Origin of the sequence: Clostridioides mangenotii TR (assembly GCF_000498755.1) — a bacterium.
GTDB lineage: Bacteria > Bacillota > Clostridia > Peptostreptococcales > Peptostreptococcaceae > Metaclostridioides > Metaclostridioides mangenotii_A.
Genome location: NZ_AXUS01000050.1, coordinates 1 through 4,681 on the forward strand (window position 1 = coordinate 1; position 4,681 = coordinate 4,681).

Consider the following 4,681-nt stretch of genomic DNA (forward strand, 5'->3'; position numbering starts at 1 on the left):
AATCTTCATCGTTGCAAGTAAAAGCTCTAAATAGTTCTAACCTATCCTCATACGATCCTATCCTAATAGTTGCATTTATTAATGGTGCTATCTGATATCCGATATCCTGTATACTTAATCTCTTATCGTTATTCTTCTTAAGTTTATTTACAAAGAACAATAAAAACGGATTTGTTATATTAGATATTTTAGATCCATAATTATAATAGAATCTATTTTCCTCTTCCTTCATATCGCACACATCTGTAATTATAGACATAGCAACCATATCTATAAACTCAATATCAATATCAATGTCATTTATTTCTGCGTAATAGTGTATAAACCTATATGTAACTGTACATCCTGAAGAATGTTTATTGCTAATAGTCTCGTCCTGGTTGTTTATAATAATAGTATTAGATCCAATTATATTATTTCTTTCAAAATGGTGATGATCCAAGATCAATACATCAATATTCTTATCATTTAATACCTTATGCTCTTGATAATCTTCGCTACCAGCGTCTGGTACAATTAGTAATGAAACTCCTGAATCAAGAACTTTATCCATTATATCTTTCTTTAATCCATGCTCTTTAGAATTTTCATGAATAAATACTTCTATATTCTCATGGCTTACAAATGTATGTAAAAAGATATACATAATAGCTGCAGATGAATATCCATCAACATCTACATCAACTACTATTCCTATCTTATTGTTTGCTTTAATGTGTTTTTCAAATAAACTTATTCCTTCATTTATAGTATGAAAATTATGAATCTCTTCTATAGAATCAATTGAAGGATTTAATAATTTGTAGACTTGTTCAGATGTAAGATTCCTATTTCCCAACATCGTCTCTACTACATCGGAACAATAGTTGTCTGTAAATTTATATTTAATTATTTAAACCAACCTCTTTCACTCCCTTATTCATCATATCTAGCATTTTATTTAATTCTTCTAATTTTTCATCTGTTATTGTAAACTCTAAACCTTTTTCATATTCATAACAATCTTTGCACATCTTATGATTTTTTATATCAGCCCTAATTCCTTGCTTTCTACATTTAGGGCATTTATTTGTTTCTAGATATAATTTTCTATTTTTCTTCTTTACTCTTCTCTGCTTATTGTTCATTCATATTCCCCCTTAGTTAAAAATTTATATCCTTGTCCTTATTTGAATAAAAGGATTATTTCATTTTTTAAGTCTTTTTTCTTTCCAACAATTATACTTAGAAAGAATAAATATTAAGCAACCACATAATAAATAAAACACCAGTGTAATTCCAAGTATTATTAAAGGTATTATATACCCTGACCACAATTTAATTTGAGCTAATAATTCAATATTTTCCATACTCTCTCCTTATAATGAAATTATATTGACATTACGTCCAATATAATCAATCTCTACAGGGAAGTCGAATATATACATATTGCTTAAATCTTTGGATATTCTAGTTTGACACTCTACCCCATTTAAAAATGTAATGTTATCAAATAACCGATCAGGACTATACACAATCCTATTCTTACAGTCATAAACTTTTACTCTAAACAATATAGCATCACAAAATCCGTCTAATTTTTCATTGTCATCTGAAGAATATGTATCTCTTACAGGAATTGTATGTATAATACATCTTCCTTTTTTTATCTTTGTTATTTCTTCTGTCGTTTCTTTATAACCACATTTTTTGTCGATGTTCAAATACTCTTCGCTTGGTTTGTATAAATCTATTTCAATTTTTTGTTTTACCATTTACTCCTCAACCTTCTCATAAATTTGTATTATGGCATTTTGCTTATTAATTATACCTAGTGCTAAATCCAATAAATCATTTGCCATACTTTCCTCATCTTCATATTTGTCATAAAATTTCTTTTCTTGTCTTTTCAACTGTTGTTTATATTCATTAAGTTTTTTGTAATCCATCTTCTAATTCTCCCTTATTAATCTTGTATAAGCTCTAACTCATATTCTAGTTTATTTAATTTAAACTCGATTCTATTTTTGATTATTTTATATACTTGCTCTTTATCAATAGGTTCTAACCAGTGTTCTCTAATGTACACAGAAAGCTCTTGCCTATATAGCTGTTGAGTATCTTTATTGACTAATAACATTACCTGTATTTCTTGCATGTACTCAATTTAGATACACTTCATTATATTTTTCTAATTATTTTTTCAATATTAGACAATACATTTTCATTTCAAATACTCCAATCTATATGTAATCTTATGTGGGACAAATTACACCCAAATGCTTCAATGTCAACTTTAAATCCTTTAGATTTTAATTTATCCATAATAAAAGCATAAATTTCATCTCTATTTTCATAGTAGAGAACAATATGGTATTTAGTTGAAGTGCGACCTGAGTTTGCTGCTAGTTTTATTGCTGCTTTAGCTTCTTTATACTCTTTTTTTATATTTCTTTTCATATTATATTGAGCAATTAATCTCATTTTATCTATAAACATTCATCATACCCCCTAATAAAAATGAATTAGAGTCTAACTAAAAAATCCGCCCCAATATAATAATCCTATTTGTATAGCCGCAGCTATTGTTGAAGTAAAAAAACTTTCTTTCCCCTTCTTCTCTTCACCGTGTCTCGCCATACTGATCCCAAGGGATAACATGTATATAGCTATTAAAATTATTTGTGGCGCTTTCAATGTCATATATTTTCTCCTTTTTTATAATTAATTTTTCCCTAACTAAATATTTAAATAGAATTAAGAATTTATTCTGTTTTTACTGTGACAGTTCCAGGCATAAGTGACCATATTAAGAACCATCCTAATGTATTAACTGGATATGTGGTATCTAAAAACTCAAATTGTGGGAAATTTAAAATGTCACAGACCCATACTATAGTTAATACTGCGTTAAATATTTTATACATACTTCCTCTACTTTCTATTTTTTAACATTTAAATAATTATATAAATCTTCTACTAAATCTTTGGGTACATATCCGAATACTGTACCTTCATAATGCTGATCCAATTCTTTTTTTCTTGGAAAATTCTCTATTTCACTTGGATATACAAACTTATTTTCTAAAAATATTGCCACTTCAAATGTATCATATGAATTCAATCCATTTAATTTTCTTGGTGAGCAATAGTGATGTTCACTACATTGTATCGACATACTGTACCCCAACTCTGTTGATACACTATTAAAAATTCTAATTCCTACCGTTTCATGTTTAAGTCGTACCTTTGCCTTTAGCATAGCTTTTATAAAATTCAACATTTCTACTTTCTCCTTTTTCTACATAAAAACATCATTTTATCAATAGTGGAAATCCATTTGGATGCTTGATAGCATTTACATAGATTATAAAGTCAGTTCCTGTTACATCAGGTAACTTACTTTTTGCTTTAAGTTCTTTAATTTCATCTGCTAAGTCATGCATCCATATAGCTTTAGTTTTATACTCGCCAGATGAATAAAATTTGCCATTCTGTTTGAAATAATCTAAGTAAACATCATATTCCTTATCTTCTTCATAACCAATAACCTCTAAATATCGCTCTCTCTCAATGTTATAGTTGGTATCCATTATCATTTCCCTCCTTTTAATACAATTCGATTACATCTTTGTATAAACATCTAGTCCTTAAATCCAAAATATTATAATTAATGTGCATATGTCCGAAAAACCAATATGTAAAATCTACAGTCTGTTTAATCTCATTTAAGAAATCTGCAACTTTATCAATTCTTGTATCTCCTCCAACATAATCTAATGCAACTGGATAGGAAGTATGAGTTAATATATAATCCACTTTGTTATTATGTTTTTTAAGATTCTCCCTAGCGTACTCCATTTCTTCTGCTGACGGACACTCTTCCTTCCACCATGATTTACTTTCTACTCTCCATTCTTTGTCTGTAGAATTAGCTCCACCAAATGCAAAGAATTTTTTATTATTTATGGTGTAAACTTTACCCCTCATTAGATGTATAATATTGTTTCTAATCTTGTGAACCTTTCCCCCGAACATTGTAGACACTGGAAGACTATTTAAGATTTCATGATTATCATGGTTCCCATCAATGAAATAAATATTAATACTAATCTTACTCATATAATTTATTTGTTTCTGTTCTTTCAAACTTCCATCCCATATATAACCAAAGTCTCCACAGATAAATAAATCTGTGATACCTTCCTTTCTAGCTTTATATATTTGTTGAAAGTTTAAATCCCCATGTGTATCTCCTGTAATTCCTATTCTCATTTTATTAATCCTCGCCTATATATTGATTCCCAATTTCTTCATTTAATTCAGGCTTTAGAATTCTACACACCTTAAATAAAGCGCTACAGTAATCTGATGAATCATCAAAATAAATAGCATTATTAGCTTCAGCAAATGCTTCATCTATCTTATTCATATTGTCATAACTAGAACCCATATTTATCACCTCTTATTTAATCTCTCCTTGAATTATATCTAAATCAAAAGCTTCTTCGAAATTTAACCACCAGTCTTCTTTTCTATGTTCTTCAAGTAGTTTTTGTGTTATTTTTGTTTTTTCTAAAATAATTTTATCAAGTCTTTCTTGTACTTGATTTTGATAAGAAGCGTAGTCTAAACATTCTTTTAATTTTCCATAATAACCATAACTCATTGTATGGTATAAAAAGTTAGTATTTTTACCAGC

At 28.2% G+C, this 4,681-nt stretch carries 12 protein-coding genes; all 12 read right to left on the reverse strand.

Going from position 1 to position 4,681, the window contains the following annotated elements:
- A partial coding sequence (locus tag T473_RS0115015) for a DHH family phosphoesterase (RefSeq protein WP_152522326.1) occupies positions 1-841 on the reverse strand: 841 nt, incomplete at its 3' end.
- A 43-nt stretch (positions 842-884) separates the two neighbouring features.
- Complete coding sequence (locus tag T473_RS0115020) at positions 885-1,127, reverse strand: hypothetical protein (protein ID WP_024622580.1); 243 nt, start codon at positions 1,125-1,127, stop codon at positions 885-887.
- A gap of 231 nt (positions 1,128-1,358) precedes the next feature.
- Positions 1,359-1,754, reverse strand: a complete 396-nt coding sequence (locus tag T473_RS0115030) for a hypothetical protein (RefSeq protein ID WP_024622581.1) — start codon at positions 1,752-1,754, stop codon at positions 1,359-1,361.
- Positions 1,755-1,928 (reverse strand): hypothetical protein, encoded by a 174-nt coding sequence (locus T473_RS18670; protein WP_161627584.1) that lies wholly within the window; start codon positions 1,926-1,928, stop codon positions 1,755-1,757.
- Between the two features lie 17 nt (positions 1,929-1,945).
- On the reverse strand, positions 1,946-2,119 hold the full coding sequence (locus T473_RS18675) for a hypothetical protein (RefSeq protein ID WP_161627585.1): 174 nt from the start codon (positions 2,117-2,119) through the stop codon (positions 1,946-1,948).
- Positions 2,120-2,208: 89 nt separating this feature from the next.
- A complete protein-coding gene (locus T473_RS0115045; RefSeq protein WP_024622590.1) occupies positions 2,209-2,478 on the reverse strand; it encodes a hypothetical protein in 270 nt (89 codons plus the stop codon).
- A gap of 33 nt (positions 2,479-2,511) precedes the next feature.
- The gene (locus T473_RS18680; protein ID WP_161627586.1) at positions 2,512-2,682 is read right to left on the reverse strand and encodes a hypothetical protein; all 171 of its coding nucleotides are present in this window, start codon (positions 2,680-2,682) and stop codon (positions 2,512-2,514) included.
- Between the two features lie 238 nt (positions 2,683-2,920).
- Positions 2,921-3,262 carry a hypothetical protein gene (locus T473_RS0115060; protein WP_024622591.1) on the reverse strand — a complete coding sequence of 114 codons (342 nt, stop codon included), beginning with the start codon at positions 3,260-3,262 and terminating at the stop codon, positions 2,921-2,923.
- Between the two features lie 31 nt (positions 3,263-3,293).
- Positions 3,294-3,572, reverse strand: coding sequence for a hypothetical protein (locus tag T473_RS0115065; protein ID WP_024622592.1), 279 nt, complete (start codon positions 3,570-3,572; stop codon positions 3,294-3,296).
- Positions 3,573-3,588: 16 nt separating this feature from the next.
- Positions 3,589-4,254 carry a metallophosphoesterase family protein gene (locus T473_RS0115070; protein ID WP_024622493.1) on the reverse strand — a complete coding sequence of 222 codons (666 nt, stop codon included), beginning with the start codon at positions 4,252-4,254 and terminating at the stop codon, positions 3,589-3,591.
- A 4-nt stretch (positions 4,255-4,258) separates the two neighbouring features.
- Positions 4,259-4,432 (reverse strand): hypothetical protein, encoded by a 174-nt coding sequence (locus tag T473_RS18685; protein ID WP_161627578.1) that lies wholly within the window; start codon positions 4,430-4,432, stop codon positions 4,259-4,261.
- Between the two features lie 12 nt (positions 4,433-4,444).
- A partial coding sequence (locus T473_RS0115080; protein ID WP_024622593.1) for an ATP-dependent Clp protease proteolytic subunit occupies positions 4,445-4,681 on the reverse strand: 237 nt, incomplete at its 5' end.